21 protein-coding genes are annotated in these 22,065 nt (G+C 42.2%); 8 read left to right on the top strand and 13 right to left on the bottom strand.

Features of this window, described 5'->3' with window-relative positions; all coding sequences use genetic code 11:
• Nucleotides 1-64 precede the first annotated feature (64 nt).
• Nucleotides 65-1,345 carry a proton extrusion protein PcxA gene (locus V7K21_RS11880; protein ID WP_335174404.1) on the bottom strand — a complete coding sequence of 427 codons (1,281 nt, stop codon included), beginning with the start codon at nt 1,343-1,345 and terminating at the stop codon, nt 65-67.
• Between the two features lie 608 nt (nt 1,346-1,953).
• Between V7K21_RS11880 and V7K21_RS11885 the strand changes: the two genes are divergently transcribed.
• Nucleotides 1,954-3,141, top strand: a complete 1,188-nt coding sequence (locus tag V7K21_RS11885; RefSeq protein ID WP_335174406.1) for a tetratricopeptide repeat protein — start codon at nt 1,954-1,956, stop codon at nt 3,139-3,141.
• Between the two features lie 295 nt (nt 3,142-3,436).
• Here V7K21_RS11885 and V7K21_RS11890 read toward each other — a convergent pair whose 3' ends face one another.
• From V7K21_RS11890 to V7K21_RS11900, 3 genes are all read right to left on the bottom strand, one after another.
• The gene (locus tag V7K21_RS11890) at nt 3,437-4,612 is read right to left on the bottom strand and encodes a MalY/PatB family protein (RefSeq protein ID WP_335174408.1); all 1,176 of its coding nucleotides are present in this window, start codon (nt 4,610-4,612) and stop codon (nt 3,437-3,439) included.
• A gap of 231 nt (nt 4,613-4,843) precedes the next feature.
• A complete protein-coding gene (locus V7K21_RS11895; protein ID WP_335174410.1) occupies nt 4,844-5,182 on the bottom strand; it encodes a hypothetical protein in 339 nt (112 codons plus the stop codon).
• Between the two features lie 71 nt (nt 5,183-5,253).
• The gene (locus V7K21_RS11900; RefSeq protein WP_335174412.1) at nt 5,254-6,420 is read right to left on the bottom strand and encodes a pyridoxal phosphate-dependent aminotransferase; all 1,167 of its coding nucleotides are present in this window, start codon (nt 6,418-6,420) and stop codon (nt 5,254-5,256) included.
• Nucleotides 6,421-6,702: 282 nt separating this feature from the next.
• Between V7K21_RS11900 and V7K21_RS11905 the strand changes: the two genes are divergently transcribed.
• Nucleotides 6,703-7,371, top strand: coding sequence for a ribonuclease T2 family protein (locus V7K21_RS11905; protein ID WP_335174414.1), 669 nt, complete (start codon nt 6,703-6,705; stop codon nt 7,369-7,371).
• A gap of 83 nt (nt 7,372-7,454) precedes the next feature.
• Here V7K21_RS11905 and V7K21_RS11910 read toward each other — a convergent pair whose 3' ends face one another.
• Entirely contained in the window at nt 7,455-8,537 is a 1,083-nt protein-coding gene (locus V7K21_RS11910; protein ID WP_335174416.1) for a class I fructose-bisphosphate aldolase, read from the bottom strand.
• A 129-nt stretch (nt 8,538-8,666) separates the two neighbouring features.
• Between V7K21_RS11910 and V7K21_RS11915 the strand changes: the two genes are divergently transcribed.
• On the top strand, nt 8,667-8,981 hold the full coding sequence (locus V7K21_RS11915) for a hypothetical protein (RefSeq protein WP_335174418.1): 315 nt from the start codon (nt 8,667-8,669) through the stop codon (nt 8,979-8,981).
• Nucleotides 8,982-9,126: 145 nt separating this feature from the next.
• Nucleotides 9,127-9,543 carry a hypothetical protein gene (locus V7K21_RS11920; protein WP_335174420.1) on the top strand — a complete coding sequence of 139 codons (417 nt, stop codon included), beginning with the start codon at nt 9,127-9,129 and terminating at the stop codon, nt 9,541-9,543.
• A gap of 30 nt (nt 9,544-9,573) precedes the next feature.
• Here V7K21_RS11920 and V7K21_RS11925 read toward each other — a convergent pair whose 3' ends face one another.
• The gene (locus V7K21_RS11925; protein ID WP_335174422.1) at nt 9,574-11,958 is read right to left on the bottom strand and encodes an AAA family ATPase; all 2,385 of its coding nucleotides are present in this window, start codon (nt 11,956-11,958) and stop codon (nt 9,574-9,576) included.
• Between the two features lie 127 nt (nt 11,959-12,085).
• Between V7K21_RS11925 and V7K21_RS11930 the strand changes: the two genes are divergently transcribed.
• A complete protein-coding gene (locus tag V7K21_RS11930) occupies nt 12,086-12,373 on the top strand; it encodes a hypothetical protein (RefSeq protein WP_335174424.1) in 288 nt (95 codons plus the stop codon).
• A 63-nt stretch (nt 12,374-12,436) separates the two neighbouring features.
• Here the strand turns inward: V7K21_RS11930 and V7K21_RS11935 are convergent, their stop codons facing one another.
• The 3 genes from V7K21_RS11935 to V7K21_RS11945 all read right to left on the bottom strand — a co-directional run bounded on the left by V7K21_RS11935 (nt 12,437) and on the right by V7K21_RS11945 (nt 14,279).
• Nucleotides 12,437-12,724, bottom strand: a complete 288-nt coding sequence (locus V7K21_RS11935) for a GIY-YIG nuclease family protein (RefSeq protein WP_335174426.1) — start codon at nt 12,722-12,724, stop codon at nt 12,437-12,439.
• A 221-nt stretch (nt 12,725-12,945) separates the two neighbouring features.
• Nucleotides 12,946-13,167, bottom strand: a complete 222-nt coding sequence (locus V7K21_RS11940; protein WP_335174428.1) for a hypothetical protein — start codon at nt 13,165-13,167, stop codon at nt 12,946-12,948.
• Between the two features lie 14 nt (nt 13,168-13,181).
• The gene (locus V7K21_RS11945; protein ID WP_335174430.1) at nt 13,182-14,279 is read right to left on the bottom strand and encodes an ATP-binding protein; all 1,098 of its coding nucleotides are present in this window, start codon (nt 14,277-14,279) and stop codon (nt 13,182-13,184) included.
• A 214-nt stretch (nt 14,280-14,493) separates the two neighbouring features.
• On the opposite strand from V7K21_RS11945, the gene V7K21_RS11950 reads away from it, so the two are divergent.
• Together V7K21_RS11950 and V7K21_RS11955 are read left to right on the top strand one after the other, a co-directional pair.
• Entirely contained in the window at nt 14,494-14,730 is a 237-nt protein-coding gene (locus V7K21_RS11950; protein ID WP_335174432.1) for a hypothetical protein, read from the top strand.
• A 67-nt stretch (nt 14,731-14,797) separates the two neighbouring features.
• The gene (locus V7K21_RS11955; RefSeq protein ID WP_335174434.1) at nt 14,798-15,010 is read left to right on the top strand and encodes a hypothetical protein; all 213 of its coding nucleotides are present in this window, start codon (nt 14,798-14,800) and stop codon (nt 15,008-15,010) included.
• Between the two features lie 177 nt (nt 15,011-15,187).
• On the opposite strand, the gene V7K21_RS11960 is transcribed toward V7K21_RS11955, so the two are convergent.
• From V7K21_RS11960 to V7K21_RS11975, 4 genes are all read right to left on the bottom strand, one after another.
• Nucleotides 15,188-16,831 (bottom strand): acetolactate synthase large subunit, encoded by a 1,644-nt coding sequence (locus V7K21_RS11960; protein WP_335174436.1) that lies wholly within the window; start codon nt 16,829-16,831, stop codon nt 15,188-15,190.
• Nucleotides 16,832-16,954: 123 nt separating this feature from the next.
• Nucleotides 16,955-18,322, bottom strand: coding sequence for an NAD-dependent succinate-semialdehyde dehydrogenase (locus V7K21_RS11965; protein ID WP_335174438.1), 1,368 nt, complete (start codon nt 18,320-18,322; stop codon nt 16,955-16,957).
• Nucleotides 18,323-18,549: 227 nt separating this feature from the next.
• The gene (locus tag V7K21_RS11970) at nt 18,550-20,202 is read right to left on the bottom strand and encodes an adenylate/guanylate cyclase domain-containing protein (protein WP_335174440.1); all 1,653 of its coding nucleotides are present in this window, start codon (nt 20,200-20,202) and stop codon (nt 18,550-18,552) included.
• 303 nt (nt 20,203-20,505) lie between these two features.
• Complete coding sequence (locus V7K21_RS11975; protein ID WP_335174442.1) at nt 20,506-21,390, bottom strand: LysR family transcriptional regulator; 885 nt, start codon at nt 21,388-21,390, stop codon at nt 20,506-20,508.
• Between the two features lie 318 nt (nt 21,391-21,708).
• Here V7K21_RS11975 and V7K21_RS11980 point away from each other — a divergent pair, with 318 nt between their 5' ends.
• Complete coding sequence (locus tag V7K21_RS11980) at nt 21,709-22,008, top strand: muconolactone Delta-isomerase family protein (RefSeq protein ID WP_335174444.1); 300 nt, start codon at nt 21,709-21,711, stop codon at nt 22,006-22,008.
• Nucleotides 22,009-22,065: the final 57 nt, after the last annotated feature.

The following is a 22,065-nucleotide window of genomic DNA, read 5'->3' on the forward strand; positions in this document are numbered from 1 at the left end:
ACCAGGATATACATAGCCTAGCGAATCATAAGACAAATGCGTCAAAATAATTATAAATTATGAATTACTCGTCCATCTCTTTTAATGTAGCTAATGCCGACGGAGATAAGCGACTCAGATAGCGGAATATCCAGTATTTAAAGATAGTGTTTAAAATCACTGGAAATGTAGCAATAAAGAAAAATATTACATTTCTACTGGCTGGCAAACCTAAATGTTCTGCCGATCCTTCAAGAAGAACCTCCCACCCATCTGGTGAGTGAAATCCTACGAATATATCTGTAAACAAAATAATTAAAAAAGCTTTAGCGCTATCGCTAAGACCATAAACAATGGTATCCATAAAAGACTTCACAATCATAATTTCTCTTTTGCTGAAAGCGATAATTATACTAAAAGAAATTAATGATATTAAATCTGCAAAAACATTACTAATGGCGCCAGTACTTTGAATATGAGATTTTTCAGCTATTTCGATTGCTTTGTCTTTGATTTTTTCTGTTATTACCTCTGAAGAAAGTGGTGGCGCTTGATTAAGTAAATGTTCAAATTTCAATGCTTGCTCAAAACTATGTAATTCATGGAGAGCTTCTTTCTGTATATCATAATTGAGGAAAGTTTGAATTTGATCTCCTTTAATCTTTTCTAATAGGGGAACTACTAAGAATTGCTTAGAAAAATGCTGAGTTAAGAACGGTACAATAATTAGAACTAATAAAAATCTCAGCGCAGTTTTTGTCCGATTTCGAGAACTTCGGTAACTTCTAATAAATTCTTCTTCTGCCTGTGGGGAGAATCCCGCTTTAATTCTATTAACTGTATTGCCAAAAGACCTTGGAATTGCCCCAGTTTTTTTAGATGGAAGTAGGGCTTGAATATTATTGATATTAGATGAGTCTAGCTGTTCGTTGATTTCGCTCTGGTTAATTTGTAATGGTTGAGAAGTTAATTCTAACGCACCGTTGCTAATTAGTTCATCTTTGATAGCGTACTTCTCTACAACTTCATCAATAACCTTTAACTTTTCTAATAAGACAGAATTAGAGATATTGACAATTCCCCGACTAAGCCGGAACTCTGCAAGCCTGATTTTGATAATAGTTAAATTTTTCTCAAGGTCTCCTTGCCAGTAAGACATCACATTTTCAGTATAATTGACTGATTCTGATGATATTTTTTTTTTGCCAAAATGTTCGTTTTCGATGTTTTTAATTCTCTGAGCTGCTTGTTGAGCTTCTAAGAGCGCCCTTTCTGGTGTATCTAAAAACCAATACTGAAGCGATCGCAAATATTCTTTGAGATTTTCGCGAAGTAATTTTGCTGTTTTGGTGAATGAATCTTTCATGATATATATGACTATTTATATAATTTGTATTATAGTTATACAAGCATCAAAAATGGGTAGTATCTAGTTTAAAAGATGATTAACTATTATCCAAGACATATTAGATATAATCTACTATTTCGAGTGTACACCTATTAGAGGATTAGGTACAGGTAAGGGGTGATTTTCTCTGATTTTAAATCGACCCGTATCGGCATCGTCAAAAAAGACTTCTCCACTCTCAATTTCATAAATCCAGGTGTGAAGGGTAAATTGACCTCTATGGAGTCTAGAGCAAATGAGGTATGTAGATGATGTGTCAATAATCTGACACTGATGAGAATTACACTTTACAGCTTGATATAGGAGACTTTGTAGCGACTCACCCTGTTAATATTTTTTAGGCTTATTTAGAAAAATTGTCAAAGAACTAAAATAGATATATCTTGAGTTAGTTTCAGTAAGCTTGTCTAACAAGTAAAACTTGAGCATTTTGATGGCAAATAAAATATCCTTATCCTGTCCTTGGTTAAAAACTCGCCATATGATTATCTGATGCTATATCGGTGCAAAATAAAAGTTGGTGACTACAGCAAGCAAAAAATCTGAACCCAGAATTTATTGGCAATATGAAACTCAGTCTGTGCATGATTGTGAAAAACGAATCAGCAACACTACCTAAATGCCTGAACAGTGTCAGAAAAGTGGTGGATGAAATGGTAGTCTTGGATACAGGTTCAATTGATCGCACTCCCAATATTGCCCAACAACTCGGTGCAAAAGTCCATCATTTTAAATGGTGTAATGACTTCAGTGCTGCCCGTAATGCGGCTCTAAAATATGTCACTGGTGATTGGATTCTGGTATTAGATGCTGATGAAACTCTGACACCAGCAATTTTACCGCAATTGCGGGAGGCGATCGCTAGAGATGAATACTTGCTGCTCAACCTCGTCCGCCATGAAGTTGGTGCAGAACAATCTCCCTATTCTCTGGTTTCCAGGCTATTCCGCAATCATCCAGATATTCATTTTGACCGTCCTTACCATGCCCTAGTAGATGATAGCGTGTCAGCAATTTTAACCAAAGAACCCCATTGGCAAGTAGGTTATTTACCAGGAGTAGCACTTTTACACGTAGGATATCAAAAAAGTGCGATCGCTCAAAATAACAAATATGCCAAAGCAGCTACGGCGATGGAAGGGTTTCTTGCGACTCATCCTGATGACCCTTATGTTTGCAGTAAATTAGGGGCATTGTATGTGCAAACTGGGAAAATTTCCCCAGGTATGGAGTTGCTTAGACGAGGAATCACCGCTGCTGAAGAAAACTACGATATTTTATATGAACTCCACTATCATTTAGGCATTGCCTACAGTCGGTTGCAAAAATCTCCACAGGCTATTTATCACTATAAAGCTGCAATCAAATTACCAATTTACCCCATGCTCAAATTAGGAGCATACAACAACTTGGGTAACTTACTCAAAGCAGCAGGTGATTTCGATGGTGCGAAAACTGCTTACGCCACAACTTTGAAAATTGACCCAACTTTTGTTGTTGGACATTATAATTTAGCGATGATATTTAAGGCTTTGGGTTTATTTACAGATGCGATCGCATGTTATCAAAATGCAATCAAGTTAAATCCCAACTATGCCGAAGCGTATCAAAATTTAGGGGTAGTGTTGCTCAAAGTTGGCAATCATCAAGATAGTTTAACAGCTTTTAGAAAAGCGATCGCCCTTCATGAAAGGTATAATCCCGAAGAGGCGAAGAGACTACGCCAGGGGTTGCGGGAGATGGAGTTAATGTAGATGTGAGGGGCATTGGGGCATGGGGAAGAATAACAAATAATAAATGACAAATGCCATTAGGATATTATTATCAATATTTCAAGGGTTCGGATGAGCTAAACCATTGATCAACGGATACGCTGGACAAGTGCAGACTTAGAATTATTGCCAGATAACTAGTCTAAACTCCAGTCATAAAGCAGTTTCCACATAACCACAACCAATAATTGCTATTTTCTCCAAATCACTGTAATCCTGCTGTGAAGTGACTGTATCAGAAGCCTTTGTATACATTGAATTTTAAACTTTATTTTGATCAGTTATCGGCAAAGGCTTTTGCGATTTGTTTTAACCCACGTTCTAAGACATCCCGTGGAGTTGCAATATTGATCCGCTGAAATCCTTCGCCGCCTTTACCAAAGGTTGAGCCATCGCTTAACCATACTTTTGCTTGATTAAGCAAGGTCTCATTGATCTCATCGTCGCTGCGTCCCATACCCCTGAAATCCAACCAGACCAGATAAGTCCCCTCTAAAGGGATAGCTTTTACCAGGGGGAGATGGTCACGAACAAAGGACGCTAAAAATTTAAAATTCTGATCAAGGTAGGAGTTCAACGCTTCGAGCCAGGGTTCACCATATCGATAAGCCGCAATGGTAGCTTCAATGCCAAAGGTATTTGTCATCATTAATCCTGCTTTGGACAGCTCAGTTTTAAAGCTATTACGCAGCGATGCGTTAGAGATTATTATGTTAGCAACTCCCAGTCCAGCGAGATTAAATGTCTTATTTGGGGCTGTGCAGGTCACAACGCGGCTGGCAATTTCATCGGAAAGCGTCTCAAGAACGGTGTGTTTATACCCCGGCATGATCAGATCTGCGTGTATCTCATCAGAAACAACCACAAGGTCATGTTTCAGACAAATTTTTGCAAAACGATTCAGTTCTTCGAGACGCCAGACTCTCCCCACTGGATTGTGAGGACTGCAAAAGATGATCAATCGCGTCTGGTCGTCGATAGAACGTTCCAAATCATCGAAATCGATGGCATATGTGCCGTTTTCGTGTTGAATCAATTGGTTGGTTACCAGTCGCCGACCGTTGTTGATCACCGCATTCATAAAGGGGTAATACACTGGGGGTTGAATAATCACCTTATCCCCAGGATTTGTGAAAGCTTTGATTGCGAAGTTTAATGCCGGAACAACCCCAGGAGTGAAGGTAATCCAACTCTGTTTAACCTCCCAAGCAAACCGCCGCCGCATCCAGTTGATCACAGCATCGTAGTAATCGTCAGTTCTGACGCTGTAGCCAAAAATTCCATATTCTGCGCGTTGTCGAATGGCTTCGAGAACCTCAGGGGGAGCCTCAAAATCCATATCCGCAACCCACATGGGTATAGTATCCTTAGGCTTAACGTATCGTTCCCGCGTATCATGTTTGAGAGAACGAGTGTTGGAACGTAAAATGACTTTATCGAAATTATATTTCATTTGAACATAATACCCCAAAACGGGGAATGGGAGGCTGAAACTATTAATTTTTCGCGGTTTTGAGCAGCTTCACGGGCTTCATAAATACTTGACCACTTGCGTCTAAATATTGGTGATAAAGATAAGTCAGAATCGGAATAAACATTGCGGTTTAGTAATATGGCATCTGTTAATTCAAAAGTCGCGTCTTTGCCTCTATCTAAATATTTTTAAGCTACTTGATGAAACTCTTCAAGTCTGGCTACGTTTCATGTTGGCAGGCGAGTAATGGTAGTTCAATTCTGGTGCTTCTGCCAAAAGGGGATGGAGATTGTTCGTAGTTTGCGCTTTATCGAAGATAGCGCAAACTATGAACCTAGCAAATAAAACTTGACAGACCACTAACTCGGAACTCGGAACTTCAGCTTCAGAATTCGGAACTTGAGCTTCAGAACTCGGAACTTCAGCTTCAGAACTCGGAACTTCAGCTTCAGAACTCGGAACTTCAGCTTCAGAACTCGGAACTTCAGGTTCGCAACTCGGAACTTCAGCTTCAGAACTCGGAACTTCAGGTTTAAAAATGAACTCCACCCCTTCTAAGTCGAAAAGGTGGAGTTAAGAAGTTGAAGAGTTGGTAAATTGTCCTCACAAATGACAACTAACTAAATACGCAACTTGACAAATTTCTCTAATCTATCCATTCCCTTCTCAATTGTCGCCATATCTGTGGCGTAGGAAAGGCGAATGTTCTCATCAGCGCCAAAAGCAATTCCGGGAATGACTGCAACTTGATGTTCTTCCAACAAGGCGTCACAAAATTCTAGAGATTTTAGACCAGTTTTGCTGATATCAGGGAACAGATAAAAAGCGCCATCTGGTGAGGCAGTACTCAATCCAGGAATGGCATTGAGTCTGTCTAGCATGACTTGTCGCCGTTTGGCGAAGGCTTGACGCATTTCTTCGACACAACCTTGATGACTTTCCAAAGCTGCGATCGCACCATATTGGGCAAAGGTACACACGTTAGATGTACTATGCCCTTGAATGGTACTCGCTGCTTTAATAATTTCTACTGGTCCGGCTAAATAGCCGATACGCCACCCAGTCATGGAATAAGCCTTCGCAAACCCGTTACTGATCAAAGTCCGGTCAAAAATTTCCTTCCCTAGAGAACCGATGCTAATATGTTCTGCACCGTCGTAGAGAATCTTTTCGTAAATCTCATCAGAGACGACAAAGATATCTGCATCAACTGCTACCTTCGCCAGTGCTTTGATTTCATCTGGCGTGTAAACCATCCCTGTAGGATTAGATGGGGAGTTGAGAATAAATAACTTCGTCTTCGGCGTGATTGCTTTACGGAGTTGTTCAGGAGTAATTTTATAACCCGTCGTGGCATCTGTAGGCACAATCACCGAGATTCCACCGACTAAAGTCACCATTTCGGGATAACTTAGCCAGTAGGGCGCAGGGATAATTACCTCATCACCTGGATCAATCAGCGCCACTATTAAGTTGTACAAAGAATGCTTACCGCCATTGGTGACGATCACATTTTCTGACTTGTAATCAAGACCGTTATCAGTTTTAAGCTTACGGGCGATCGCTTCCCTTAACTTTGGTTCTCCAGCTGCTGCACCGTATTTGGTTTTACCTTCTTCCAAAGCTTTGACTGCTGCGGCTTTAATATGCGCTGGGGTATCAAAATCTGGTTCTCCGGCGCTAAAACTACAAACATCTATTCCTTCTACCTTCAGTGCCTTAGCCTTGGCTGCGATCGCTAAGGTTAATGAAGGTGTCACCTGACTTACTCTTGCTGCCAGCTTCATTCTTACTATTTTTGGCAAATCTTTCACTTATCTAAGGATATCCCAGAATCCCTACCAAGATTTGCTTTTTTTGAATTCCTTAGGAACTGGATAATTACGAATAATTACTGAATCTTGAGCCTTGGCTGTTAACAATATAATCTATGTATAGCAGTCCTAAATCATTTGTAAAAATAAATTAACCGCAGAGGCGCAAAGAGCGCCGAGAAAGGAATTGGAGATTTTCACGACTCATTTAGGATTGCTATAGTGTATTAATTTTAGGCAAAACTAACTGTTTATATGCGATTCAATAAACTTTTCATCGCATCTTCTCTGGTAATTACTGGCCTTTTTATACCTAATGCTGCCATTGCTCAAAATCGCGGTACTCCGGGTCAATTTGATTTTTATGTACTAACACTCTCTTGGTCGCCGGATTATTGTGCGGCAAATAGTACTCGTGACCCGCAGCAGTGTGGTTCTGGAAAGAAACTTGGTTTTGTACTACATGGTTTGTGGCCACAGTACCAAAGGGGTTATCCTGCTAATTGTTCCACGCAAAAATTACCGTTGGAAGTAAAGCGACAGTTTTCCAATTTGTTTCCTAGCCCTAAACTTCTCGATCATGAATGGGAAAAACATGGTACTTGTTCGGGGAAAACTCCTGCGGAATATTTGGCATTCAGTAAAAAGTTAAAAGATGCGATCGCTATTCCCGCAGCTTATAATCGTCCGGCGAAACCTTTGCGTACCACAATTACAAACTTTAAAAATTCATTTGTGAGTGCGAATAATCAAATTACTGCTGATGGTATAGCACCTTTTTGTTCTGGTTCGGGAAGATTTTTAGAAGAAGTCTTCTTTTGTTATTCCAAAAACGGTGAAGCTGGTATTTGTAGTACGGAGATTTTGAAGCGATCGCAAAAAAGTTGTGGTCAACCAGATTTCTTACTGAGAAACGTTAGATAAAAATGGGAATTGGGAATTGGGAATTAGGCATTGGGGAAAGAATTTTTATAACTCCTAACTCCTAACTCCTAACTCCTTACTCTTTAAGCTATCGTCACATCTGGCGACAAGTAAACATCTTGAATGGTGTGAAATAGCTTCACACCTTCTTCAAAGGGACGTTGGAACGTCTTTCGCCCAGAAATTAATCCGGAACCACCAGCGCGTTTGTTTACCACGGCGGTGCGAATTGCTTCGGCGAAATCACTTTTACCTGTCGCGCCACCAGAATTAATCAACCCCACCCGCCCAGAGTAGCAGTTCAGCACCTGGTAACGAGTTAAATCAATTGGGTGGTCGGTTGTCAGTTCTGTGTAAACACGCTCATCGGTTTTGCCGTAACTCTTACCAGTAGCTTTGGCGACTGCACCGTAACCATTGTTATTTTCGGGTAACTTTTGTTTGATGATGTCGGCTTCAATCGTCACACCCAAATGATTCGCTTGTCCGGTGAGGTCAGCCGCAAGGTGGTAATCTTTATCTTGTTTAAAAGCGTTATTCCGCAGATAGCACCAGAGAATTGTAACCAAACCAAGTTCATGGGCGCGTTTAAAAGCTTTGCTGATTTCGTGAATTTGTCTGGTAGACTGGTCTGAGCCAAAGTAAATTGTCGCACCTACGGCAGCCGCCCCTAAATTCCAAGCTTGTTCCACATCAGCAAACAATACTTGGTCAAATTGATTGGGGAAAGTCAGCAATTCGTTGTGATTGATTTTGGCAATAAAGGGAATTTTGTGGGCATACTTGCGCGAAACGATCCCTAATGTTCCCAAAGTCGTAGCAACCGCATTGCAATCTGCGGCGATCGCTAATCTGATAATATTTTCTGGGTCAAAGTAAATCGGATTGGGCGCAAAAGACGCACCAGCTGAATGTTCAATCCCTTGGTCTACCGGTAGAATAGACAGATATCCTGTGTTTGCCAGACGACCAGTAGAATAAAGTAACTGGAGATTACGCAATACTTGAGGATTGCGATCGCTGTTGAGCCAGATTCGATCTACAAAGTCTGGCCCCGGCAAATGTATTAAATCCTGAGAAACTTTTGCTTTGTAGGTAAGCAGGTCTTCAGCCTCTTTACCTAGCAATGACTCGATAGAATTAGCCTCTTTGAGCGTTGTAGTCATAGCGTTTTCCTGAATAATTTAGCAAATGACCTTTGCCTTTAAGATAGCATTTTTAATATTGCTAACCTGGTTGTACAGTTATCTTCTGCTCATTGTGCTAATAATCGTTAAAAGAACAAATAAAATTCTATGAGTAAGTTTCAAATCGATATCGACTTCAGCAAAACTGATTTAGCTTCCCTTGAAACAGAAGAAGATTTTCAAAGAGAGGCAAAAACATTACTACCAAAGGTACTGGTAAAACTAGGTGAAAGTGTGGGTGAAAAGACTTGGGAAGAATTACAGCAAAAGCTGCAAGGCGCTGGAGGTAAACTCAAATCTTCTCCAAGCGAGAAACGTAGGTTTATTCAAGAAACAGGAAGAACTTATCAACGAAATGCCAGTAATAGAGAAAAACAAGAACTAGAAGAATATATAGTAGAGCAATTACGCCAGCACAAGTAGCAAATATTTACCTAAGCCTGATGTACGTGTATTCTAACTACTATTTTTAGCAGTAGTGTTAGTAGGGTGCGTTACGCCAAGGGCTAATGCACCCTACTAACTTATAGTATTCAAAATCATTGTAGCCCTTACGTCTTTAATACTCGTGAATGAGTCTTTGAACTCCGTCGGCGAGTCTTTGATACTCATGAATGAGTCTTTGAACTCCGTCAGCGAGTCTTTAATACTCGTGAATGAGTCTTTGAACTCCGTCAGCGAGTCTTTGATACTCGTGAACGAGTCTTTGAACTCCGTGAATCAGTCTTTGAAACTCGTGAACGAGTCTTTGAACTCCGTGAATCAGTCTTTGAAACTCGTGAACGAGTCTTTGAACTCCGTGAATCAGTCTTTGATACTTGTGAACGAGTCTTTGAACTCCGTCAACGAGTCTTTGAACTCCGTTAACGAATCTTTGATATCATGTCCGGCTGAACACTTGTCATTACGAGCAAAGCGAAGCAATCGCAACATCCTTGGGATTGCTTCGCTTCTTTACGAAACACTCCGCGATCGCTCCCAATGACATATCATAAGTTAATTTACCGGACATGATTCAAACAAACCAGCGACGAATCAACTCCACCTGGAAGCCATAGCCGTCGTCAACTTCCTCAATTAACTCCCGTTGCAACAGCAAGCTGAAAGTAATATCAGCATCGGGGAACTGTTGCAATAGAGTTTGGCGGCTAACTAGAACCCCTTCCCCTTGAGCGGCGATAAAACGTAGAATAGCTTGTCCGGTGGGGTCTACTTGATTGTTTTGAATATCAGCAAAGAAAAAGCTGCCACTTTGCAAAGCTTCTGGTATCGCGGCTTCCACATCCGCTAAAGTTGCCAATCGCCGGATAGAGGGGTCTTGCTCGTTCTTAAGGACAATAATTTCTGCACACAGTAGTTGTACTAAGAATGGGTGACAGCGGGTGAGTTGCAGTACTCGCTCAACAGCGTTCGGTTCATAGCGGAGGGTAAAATCTTTGACGGGATGTTCAATTAATTGTCGTGCTTCCGCTTCTTTGAGGTAGGAAATATGCACTACTTGAACATTAATGAGATAACTAGCCCAGCGCTGATATTCTTCGATAGTATGGGAGCCAGCTAGTAAAATCTTGAAGCGAGGATGATGTTGGATGAGGTTACGCAGCATTCCCAAAACATCCTGTTCATCAAAACGACCTTTGGCTATGGCGTTGTCTAGCACCTCAAATTCATCTAGCGCTAGTAAGGCGGTATTTTGTTCTAGAGCCTGTTCTACTTTATCTAGCCATTCATAAAAATAGGTGAAGGGGTCAGATTTTAATACTTCGCGGGCTAGGGACGGTAGAGTTACACCTTGCTTTTTCGCTGACTTCTCCATATCTCTAGCCAGGTTGTAGAGAAAACCTGCATGGTCACTAGCTGATGAAGGTGCGCCTTGTAAGTCCACAAACATGGGGATGATGTTACTAGGTAGTAACTTTCCGATGTTGTTGAGGAGGGAAGTTTTACCCATGCGTCGCTGACCATAGAGTAGCAGAGGTGGACGACGGTGGTCTAAAAGTAGTTGCTCGATGCGTAAGCCAATGTCGTCACGCCCCGTGAAAATTTCTTGCTCCCGTGTGAGAGGTACGCCGATGATGTAAGGCGAGTCAATTTCTTGACTGAGTTCAGTAATTTTAGCCAGTTCATCTATATAGTTGGTGACTATCTCACGCCAACTTTGGACAATGGGACGGAAACGGACTGTATATTTGTCAGTGTTACGAGTGAAGTCCTGCAACTGTAAATTTAATTTGTCTGCAACATTTGTGAGAGCTAGACGCCGACTATAAGCACTTGCCTGATTAAGGGCAGCGTCTACATCTTTGCTGATGCGGCTAAAAATTCGTAGCAAAGGGCTAACTTCATTATCTAGTTCGCTAATTACCAGACTGCGATGAGCTTCACGGATAGCTTTAACATCAGTACAGCCTTGTAAACTGCGTGCATCCAATTCAATTTGTACAGCTTGAGCTGCCCAGCGTTGCGGGCTATTACTGAGATATTCTAAAGCAGCTTTGCCTTCAACTGGGTTATTTTCGATTACGAAGAGGAGATGCTCATCCAAACCAGGCAGATGTAAAAGCTGCCACTCATCCCAGAAGGCGGAGTGATAGCGCAACCAACAAGGGTTTTTGCCATTACGCCTTTTATCTAATCTATAGAGAAGAGAATTCCAAGCAAGGATAAATGGAAAGGATAGAACAGGCCACCATAACTTAATACTTACTCCCATACCTACCGCCACAGCTACCTTCACGCCTATCGGCACGGCTTCCGCCACGCCTACCGGCACAGCTTCCGCCACGGCTTCCGGCATGCCTACTGCCATGCTGCCTCCCGCCAAGCTGATAGTTCCTGTCTGGCCGTTGCCTCCCGCCACGAGGCCTACCGCCACGCAGCTTACCGCCACGCCGAACGCCACGCCTACTACCATGCCTAGTGCCACGCCTACTACCGTGCTTAGTGCCACGACTACTACCACGCTTACTACCATGCTTAGTGCCACGCCTACGCCTAGTGCCACGCCTACGCCTAGTGCCACGCCTACCTCCACGCCGAACGCCACGCTGAACACTACGTTGAACGCCACACTTACCGCCATAGGAAAAGCTATATTTGCGACTGGTTTACCCAACATCCACAGCACTAAACCCACTAGTAAATTAGCCAGAATAGGCAAGATGAAGTATCCCTGGATGAACAGCAGCCACAGAGCAAGGTTTCGCCATCGCCCTTGTCTCAACAAGATAATCAACGAGGAGTCGGTATTTAAAATGGGGTCAATGCGTTTGAGATGGTTACGCCACGCTGAAGGGCGAAAGACAAGCCATAAAAGCAGTTCCAAACTACCGACGATTAAGTTAGGGTGCTGCGGAGGTGCATCGGTGTAGGCGTTGGGGGGTAGTTGTGGTGAGGTCAACTTTTTGCACTCCTATTTAATACTCTATGTCATTGCGAATGCAGCGTTAGCGGAATGAAGCAATCGCAAAGGCTAGGATTAGTAAGCTTTACCTTGGTGCGATCGCAATGACAAACTATTTGTTAATATGTCATTGCGAATGCAGCGCCAGCGGAATGAAGCAATCGCAAAGGCTAGGATTACTGAGCTTTGCTTTGGTGCGATCGCAATCAAATCGCAAAAGCTAAGATTAATGTGCTTTACCTTAGTGCGATCGCAATCAAATCACAAAGGCTGGGATTGCTTGTCTGCGACACGCTGCGCGAACGTCGTTCCTCCTCTCTACGAGAGGCTACGCGAACGCAATGACATACTCTGTTGTCATTGCGAATGCAGCGCTAGCGGAATGTTCGCCCTTGGCGTTCCCGAAGGGTAGCAATCGCAAAGGCTGGGATTGCTGTGCTTTTCCTTGGTGCGATCGCAATGATACCAGCAAGATTTACAACTCATTATATAAATCTTTCCATTCTTGATTGATGTTATTGACTAAATCAATTTTCTTTTGTCTGGAACCTGCTTTAATCTGTTTTTCTCTACTAATGGCTGTATAAGCATCTTCAAAGACTTCATAAGAAACTAATTTAGTAATGTTGTATTTCTTAGTAAATCCTTCTATTATTTTCTCTTTGTGTTCATAAACTCTCCTTTGTAAATTGTTTGTAACTCCTGTATATAGCACAGTATTATAGTTATTCGTCATTATATATAGATAATATTGCTGGCTCATTTTAAATCCTTGTTTTGGATAAGAAATCAGTCATAGCAAATGTTTGTTATATTTGTCAGTGCAAAATTATAAATAACAATCATGTCCTCGAAGACTTGTCTTTGCGTAGTTCTTTGGAGAACCCGTAGGGTACGAAGTGTTCGCGAAGCGTCTGTAGAGAAGCAATCCCAAAACCTTGCGATTGCTTCGTCGTTCCTCCTCGCAATGACAATTTAGATTTCTCATTGCAAGACTTCCCAATCTTCCAGAGGCACAGCAGGTTCAAAAGGATCGTCATAATGGTAAGGCTGTTTTCCACGCAAAGGATACAAATTCGCTTCTTGGGGATGAGTGTGACTTTCTAGAATAATAATTTCAACGGCTTCACCAGCCTGAAACGGTAAATCTTCAAGAATCAAGATTCCATTTTTAGTTAACTTTGTTTCAATTCGGTGTGCTTTCATAGTTCCTCTGCTAATTATGAATCTAATAAATGAGTAAATGATTTCATTTGTCGTAATCCTTCCTCGCGCCAGTTATCATTATTTTCCCCTTCTTCTAAGTTAAATAATCTTTCTCCACACAGAATTTGCAACAACAGTGGCCAGCAGCGACTTTCTGTCAAAATCCACTCTACATCTTCATCAGTAAAAGCAATCGGCGAACTCGCTATCAATTCCCGCGCTTCTGTCTCGGCCAATGCTTCCAGATATGCGGTGTAGCCGAAAATATTGAAAAAGGGTGAACTGTGTCCTGTGTTGTGCGCCATTTCAATCGGTGATTCAGGGGTAGCCAAGACAAATGCTAGATTCCCCGCTGTATGGTTAGTCGCCAAAGACCGCAAACTCTCCCAAAAGCCATCATCTAATTCTGGACAGCGTTGCAAGCCAACACTAATCTTATCTAATAAGATGACTGTGGGAGAATGCAAATTATCGCTGACTACATTCATGAAATGATCTAAATCGCAAGGTGTCGGCACTTGCATCTTCAGAGATTCTAGGATGTACTTTAGCAGTCCTTCTCGGCTTTGCATTCGTGCGTCTTGCAAGTCTACAAAAATCCAACAGTAATTTTCTGGATGCGGTAGCCAGTCAAATTTTTGCTCAGGACGCAGCTGTTCTGCTGAGGTGGTGGTGATATTTTTGAGGTAGTGCAACAGGGATGTTTTACCGCTACGCTTTTTACCGATAATGGCGGCGTTTTGTAGGGGATGGCGTTTGAGTAAGTTGAAGAGGCGTTTTAATTCTTTCTCTCGTCCAAAAAAGTAACGCGGCTGGGTGATGGGTGCGCCTGTGATGAAGGGTGATGCTTCCCCGTTAGTTGGCTGAGGTTTATTTGGTTGAGTTTCTGGTTCTTTGTATGCAATGTCTTGCCACTCTAGTCCTAATTTCTCACAAATTTCTCGAAAATACTCATAGTCAATTGCTATGCCAGCGAAGAAGTTTTTGACAGTGGACAGTGAAGGTTGTATGTCCTCAGAGAACTTTTGCAAGCTAGGATAGCCGTTACGCTGACGTGCTGATTTAACTTTTTCAATATACTCTAGGGCTACTCGGAGCGATCGCGCCATCATTCCTCATTGATAAACTGCTGCGAGTATATCAGATTTTTATACTAGCTAAATAGCCTTGCTGTTGAGCGATAACGTCTTGCACTCTAGAAATTATAGTCATCCTAAACTTAACCGATAATCAACTACAACTCGTCTAATCGGTGACTATTTCTCAACTCTGTTCCCAGCTAGCAGCAAGTTGTAATAAGAATGTAAGAAGTTCAAGGTTTTAAAAATGAAACTAGAATTGAGAGTTTTACAAATTACCTTATCACTTTGTGGTGTAATGATGTTTGGTACAGTAACCTACGCTGCTATTCAGATGGCGAATGGTCAATACCGAGTGGAAATAGCACTCAATACTAAGGGACTGATCATTAAGTCAGATATTGACAAAAGGCAATGCGAAGCAGTAGAAAATATTGCCCAAAAGCAGGAAAGCACAAATTCCAACCAGAAGACGATTAAATAAGAGTAAAAATCAGTGATGAGTTAGAATCAATAACTTCTAATTTGTTGTAAACGAGTCTTTGATATTCGTGAACGAGTCTTTGATACTCGTGAGCGAGTCTTTGATACTCGTGAATGAGTCTTTGATACTCGTGAACGAGTCTTTGAACTCCGTCAACGAGTCTTTGAACTCCGTCAACGAGTCTTTGAACTCTGTCAACGAGTATCAAAGACTCGTGGTTTTTTTAATGAACCGCAAAGGACGCAAAGGACGCAAAGGAGGAGAAGAAATATATCTATAAATAAAGTGAAGTAAAGCGGTGCCTTAGTCTTTGGCGTAACGCACCCTACCAAAATACTAAAGGAGTAGAAATTAATAAGGAGTTAGGAATAAATAACTCCTAACTCCTAACTCTTAACTTTTATAGAGACGCAATAAATCACTCTTGTAAAGACGCGATTAATCGCGTCTCTACTTTTTACACCGCACAACTCAACTCGCCGGCTTTTTGGCTAAAGCGATGATTCTCTCGATAGTCTACGGGACAATCTATCACGGCGGGTACATCTTGAGCGAGGGCTTCTTTGAGGGTGGGAATCAAATCTAAAGATGATTCAACTCGGTAACCTTTTAAACCCATGCTTTCGGCTAATTTGACAAAATCAGGATTGCTAAAATGCACAAAAGATGAGTTTCCTTTGCCAAATTGATTTTCTTGCTTCCACTCAATTAACCCATAGCCTCCATCATTAAAAATTATGGTGACAAAGGGCGTACCGACACGCAAGGCTGTTTCTAATTCCTGAGAGTTCATCATAAAGCCGCCATCGCCTGTTACAGCAACGACTTTGCGCTTAGGATGAACGAGTTTTGCTGCTAAAGCACCAGGAATGGCAATACCCATAGCCGCGAAGCCGTTGGAAATTATGCAAGTATTGGGGCTATGGCAATGATAATGACGGGCCATCCACATCTTATGTGCGCCAACATCAGAGATAACGATATCATCTGGACCCATCACTTGCCGCAAGTCATAAATTAACTTTTGCGGCTTAATGGGAAATCCGTCATCATGGGCATACTGTTCGTAATCAGCCCGAATATCTGATCTTAAGCTGATGGCAAAGGGATCAGGTTTACCTTGTCTGTCTGCTAATTTTAAAATTTCATACAGGGAATCTGAAATATCTCCCACGACTTCGGCGTTGGGAATATAACTACTATCAATCTCTGCCGAACTTACCCCAATATGCACAATGGGAATTTCACCATTCCGATTCCATTTCTTTGGGGAAAACTCGATCAAATCGTAGCCGATCGCAATTACTAAATCTGTGTTATCAAAGGCACAGGTAATAAAATCTCTTTGCTGTAATCCCACTGACCACAAAGCTAATTGATGTGTGTAGGGAATCACCCCTTTACCCATAAAAGTATTGGCAACAGGTATATTCAGCAATGTAGCAAATTGTGTGACTGCATCACTTGCATGAGCGCGAATTGCCCCATTTCCTACTAAGATTAATGGATTAACTGCTTGGCAAATTGCAGCTGCTGCTGCCCGAATGCTAGCAAAAGATGCATAGCTTTTTTCACTATTATCCTTACGCAAAGGTTTGCCTTCCACGGGCATGGCAGCAATATTTTCTGGCAAATCGATGTGAACTGCACCAGGTTTTTCAGATTGCGATCGCTTAAATGCTTTCCGGACTACTTCTGGTGTAATACTCGGTCGCACAATCTGCTTATTCCACTTGGTAACAGGTGCAAACATTGCCACCAAATCTAAATATTGATGGGATTCAATATGCATTCGATCTGTTCCCACTTGACCGGTAATCGCCACTAAGGGCGCACCATCGAGGTTAGCATCTGCTACCCCGGTCATCAAGTTGGTTGCCCCAGGCCCAAGAGTAGAAAGACACACTCCGGCTTTTCCTGTTAAGCGTCCGTAGACATCGGCCATGAATGCTGCACCCTGTTCATGACGAGTCGTAATAAATTTAATGGAAGAATGTTTGAGTGCTTCCAAAACGTGCAGGTTTTCTTCGCCAGGGAGTCCAAAAATATATTGCACTCCTTCATTTTCTAGGCACTGCACCAATAATTCTGCTGTATTCATTTGATTTCCTAACTAGCAACGAATAAGACTTTAGTCATTTGTTTTTTGTCATTAGTCATTTGTCCTTTGACCAATAACTAATGACCAATAACCAATAACCAATGACTAATGACTAATGACTAATCACTTCACCCAAACGGTTTTAACATTGACAAACTCATGTATACCCTGGATACTCAATTCTCTGCCATATCCAGAACGCTTAATGCCGCCAAAAGGCAACCGGGGATCAGATTTGACCATACTGTTGATAAACACGGCACCTGCTTCGATTTCCTCAACCAAGCGATCGCATTCTTGGTCGTTGGTTGTCCAAGCACTTGCACCTAAGCCAAAGGGAGTGTTATTAGCGAGTTTAATGGCAGCATCGATATCTGGAACCCGGAATAACAAGGCTACCGGGCCAAAAAATTCTTCTTTTGCAATTGGTGTGTCAGGCGGGATATCTATGATAATCGTTGGCGGATAAAAGTTCCCTGGACGATCTGATAATGGATATCCACCGGTGAGGACTTTAGCACCGCTGCTAATAGCATTTTGCACTTGTTGATCTAAATCCTGGAGAATACCAGGAGTTGCCAGTGGGCCTAAATCGGTATCTGGTTGCATGGGATCGCCTACTTTCAGCGTCTCAAATTTTTCTAAAAGCAATTTTTCAAATTTGTCTGCGATCGCTTCTGCGACAATAAAACGTTTTGCTGCAATACATGATTGCCCGTTATTTAACATCCGCGCTGTAGTTGCTGTGACAACTGCTGTCTCTAAGTCAGCACTTTCTAACACAATAAACGGGTCACTTCCTCCCAATTCCAAAACAGTTTTTTTAATTTGTTTACCGGCGGCGACGGCGAGGGATATACCTGCTGGTTCGCTTCCTGTCAAGGTAGCAGCTTTTACCCGGTCATCAGCCATCAAATCGGCGACTTTTGCAGCGCCTATTAATAGAGTTTGAAAAGCACCTTCAGGAAAACCTGCTCGTCGGATAATATCCTCAATTGCCAAGGCGCACTGCGGCACATTGGAAGCATGTTTGAGTAAGCCAACATTTCCCGCCATCAATGCTGGTGCAGCAAAGCGGAATACTTGCCAGAAGGGGAAATTCCACGGCATCACCGCGAGAATTGCACCCATTGGTTGATAACGTACAAAACTCTGGCTGGCATCAGTTTTTACATTGACATCAGCCAAAAAACTAGGGGCGTGTTCAGCATAGTAGCGACAGACGACGGCGCATTTTTCGACTTCCGCGAGCGCAGCTTTAAATGGCTTACCCATTTCCAGAGTCATCAACTTAGCAAATTCTGCTTTGTCTTGCTCTAAAATATCAGCAGCCTTTTGAAGAGCGTGCGATCGCGTCAAAAAACTAGTCTGACGATACTTTTCAAAAGACTGATTAGCCAAATCGAGTTTAGCAGCAATCTCTGCATCGTTGAGCGCCTCAAAGGTTTTAAGCGTCTCCCCAGTGGCGGGATTAATGGTGACGATAGCCATTACCTGATCTCCCGTTAAAAACAGCTTGAGGTAGGCTTCCTAGTGTTACACATATTAATGTTGGAAGCTACCACCCAAATTTTAGTCTTTAAGCCTATAATTTGTTGCTTAATATTACAATTTTACAATTATTTTTGAAATAAAATATACAATTTAACTATGTATTTATATTGATAAATTGACAATTTTCATTAGTCATTAGTTAGTTGTTTTTCAATGCACCATCACTAAAAATTAATGATTGGACTAATAATTGTTGGCATTTGGTGCAAATTTGTCTGATAAATCTTCACTAATCGCTCAATACCTTTGAAACGATAATCTCCCATTTCTTGGAAATCAAAGGGTTGTGAAAGCATTTTATAGGTGACTTCACTAATCACGCACTCACTAGGAGGACAAACTGCTTCCATGCGAGCCGCAAGATTAATCGTCGCGCCTAATGCCGTATAATCTACCCTTTGAGAACTACCAACATCTCCCACGACAGCCTTACCGCTGTTAATAGCAATACGTAATTGTAGGGGTTCCTGCCAAAATCCATTAGCATTGAGATGTTCGAGACGAGTGAGCATTCCCTTAGCAGCTGCGGTTGCGCGATCAGCGTGATCTGGTTGCGGTTCTGGAGCGCCAAAAAATGCCATAATACAATCGCCAATATACTTATCTAAAGTGCCACCGTAAGTAAACACTTCTTTTAGCATCTCTTCAAATAAATTGTTTAATAGTTGAGCGATCGCAGTTGGTGTTAACCTTTCAGAAATTGCCGTAAAGCCAACCAAATCTGCAAACACAATACTGATTTCGCTCTCGGCGGGAGCTAAACGACCACCCGGTAATCCGCCTACAGATATCAACTGCTGTACGACTGCTGGAGAATGATAGCGTTCTAGTCGGTGACGAATCATCTCTTCAGTTTTGAGTTTCTCTACCAACAGCCAACGCTGCACGCTAGAAGCCACAAGGTTTGCTAAAGCCGAAAAAAAGCTGAGTTCTTCCTCGCCTTCATTTGCCCAATGATAAGAAGAAAGATTGGCATCGGCATACAATACGCCCACAACTTTATTTTCATCCCATAAAGGCACCGCCATCGCGCTACGAATACCTTTGACCAAAATACTCTGTTCACTAGCAAACCGTTCATCCTCATGGGTATCGGCGGTTTGAATCACAACTTTTTCGTCAAATACCTTTTGACAGATACTCCGACTAATCCAACTTCCATCTGAGGGGAGATGTTTTTGTTGGGAAACGTTTCTAGTGGCAGCATTCACTAACTCTAATTGACCGCAACCATTAACATCAATTAATAATGCCAAGCGCTCGATACTATTGAGGTAACGAAAAACCACTTGCTGCACCTGGGAAAAAATCTCTTCTATAGACGCAGCCGCTGAGAGATTTTTAGCTATATCCACTAAGTCTTTGAGACGGGCAATGGTTTTATCCTTATTATTGATGTTGCCATCTTTACTATCAGCTGCAATCCATTGTTGTTGTAATTGTTCGACATTGTGAAGGATTGTTCTTTGCTCATTAATATCTGAAGTTCCGGGATACTCAGGTGTCGATTGGGAAACAGCGCTTGTAAGCAGTACTACCAAGCTAACATTGCCTAGCCAAACGACATCGCCGTGATGTAATTCTTGGGGATAGCTAATAACATATTTATTGACTTGCGTCCCGTTTTTACTACCTAGATCCTCAATAGTCCACATACTGTCAGCCGTTTTCACAAGGCGAGCATGGTTGCGGGATACTCCAGCAAAAGGTAAGTATAAGTTACATTCCGGCAAACGACCAATTGTGAATACATCTTGATCAACTGCGATCGTTGTCTCGGTATCTTCCTCTTGTAGGCGTAGCGTGAGTTCAGTCATGAGTGTGATCCATCGAAGCTAGAAGGTGCAAGCAACTCTAAGGTAAGTTATACCCTACAGGTTAACCTTCACCTTTTCTTTATGACACTGTTAACTCCATTCCGACAAGTGTATGTGAGAGATATTACATTGAAGGAGGCTATTTTGCTAGAGGTTTAGTTCAATACATAAACTCTCTGATATCAATAGCAGTACTGCCACTCGATACTACAGCATAATATGCACCTATATATAGGAGCGCCCCTCAAACCCAAAACTCTGTGGGTTAAGCGCCTGAACATTAACCCGAACTGACGTTAAGTTTTAGCGCATCTTTTGCTCAAGGAATTCTAGAAAGACTTTGACTTTCATGGGGACATATTTTCGACTGGGGTAAAGTGCGTTAATCGGGACCGGAGCTGATGACCACTGGGGTAAGACGTTTACTATATCCCCACCCTGTAACTCCTGCTGAAACAGAAATTCCGGTAGCAGCCCAATCCCTACTCCAGCAATGATTGCTTGATAAATGGGAGTAACGTCATTGCTGAGTAGTCGTGGATGAAAGGAGAGCGTTACTGTTTCGTACTGTTTATTATCCAATGTCCAGGTCACTTCGTTCTGATCATGAGCCATACAAAGCAGCGTATGACTGGTTAAATCAGCAATTACTCTTTGTTCGCCAGCAGTTTTGAGATAGGTTGCGCTGGCAAAGAGTTTCTGACGACCTGTGCTAATCCGTCGCATGATCAGGGTTGAATCGTCCAATTCCCCAATCCGAATCGCTAGATCATACCCTTCCTTCACAATATCCTTGTATTCAGTCGTCGCATTGAGAATCACTCGAATATCAGGATAGGTCAGCAGAAACTCCGGCAAATTGGGTGCGAGAAAAGACTGCACAAACAACGGGGTAGCTGTCACTCGCACAGTGCCTTGCGGATGCCCCTGGAGGCTCGCGATCGCATCATCACCGTCATGTAACGCATCGAGAATAGGTAAACAGTTTTTGTAATACAGTCGTCCTTCTTCAGTAAGAGAAACCCGCCGCGTCGTGCGATGAAATAATCGGACTCCTAGCCGTTGCTCTAGCTTATTGACCTTCAGACTGACGGTAGATTTAGGTAAGTCTAGCGATCGCGCGGCTGCGACAAATCCACCGTGTTCTGCGACTTTGAGAAATACTAAAACAGCATTCAAATCGTTCATAACCTGCACTAACTGCGATGAGAGTATCTGCACTCTGCCATTGTTCAATATTACAAACAATCAATTCAAAAAAACTACCTTTATCTATATAAGTTGATTAATCATACTGGGAGATGTTAAATACAGAAGAAACTTTAAATCGAAGCAATCGTACTTTGTGAAATCAAGCCTTGAACGAAAAATACTACGGTGGGTTCACATTGTTTTGAGCATCCCAGCGCACACTCAATCGCTACCAAAATGAAAGCTCGTTTGAAAAACACCCTTTGAACCTCCGATTTGATCAGAATCTCTAAGCAAGCTAAATAGAGGTGTCATATGCAATATCTTGTTATCTTCACGCCTAAACAGAAATTCGGAAGCGATGAAATGCCTTCTAACTTCCCGCAATTGTTACTCGAGGAAGAGGCGCGAGCGAAAGATCTCTACATGGAGGGACTTCTCCGCCAATCATGGGTGCTGGGCAAGAGGGATCATGGCGCGGCCGTTCTTTTTGAAGCGGAGTCACCGAAGCACATGCAAGAGATAATCGACAGCTTTCCACTGATCAAGGTTGGCTACTCTAACACCCAGGTCTTCCCTCTCGCCCCAGATCCTGCATTCGCACAGAAGTCCTGATCAAGTCCGCATTTCTGTGAGATGAAAACCTACTAAGCGTTACATAGGAAAATTAAA

This window comes from Nostoc sp. (assembly GCF_036919595.1).
Lineage (GTDB): Bacteria > Cyanobacteriota > Cyanobacteriia > Cyanobacteriales > Nostocaceae > Nostoc.